Below are 275 nucleotides of genomic sequence, written 5' to 3'. Positions count from 1 at the left end.
ATCTGACTTAACAGACCGCCTGCGTGCGCTTTACGCCCAGTAATTCCGATTAACGCTTGCACCCTCCGTATTACCGCGGCTGCTGGCACGGAGTTAGCCGGTGCTTCTTCTGCGAGTAACGTCAATCGATGAGGTTATTAACCTCACCGCCTTCCTCCTCGCTGAAAGTACTTTACAACCCGAAGGCCTTCTTCATACACGCGGCATGGCTGCATCAGGCTTGCGCCCATTGTGCAATATTCCCCACTGCTGCCTCCCGTAGGAGTCTGGACCGT

The 275-nt window shown here is 54.9% G+C and carries 1 rRNA gene; it reads right to left on the bottom strand.

From position 1 onward, the window contains the following. Positions 1–275: ribosomal RNA gene (locus MXM41_RS22705) — 16S ribosomal RNA — on the bottom strand; the annotation flags it as partial.

This window comes from Leclercia adecarboxylata, from assembly GCF_035787115.1.
Taxonomy (GTDB): Bacteria; Pseudomonadota; Gammaproteobacteria; order Enterobacterales; family Enterobacteriaceae; genus Enterobacter; species Enterobacter adecarboxylatus_E.
This window is presented reverse-complemented; position numbering and strand designations above follow the sequence as displayed.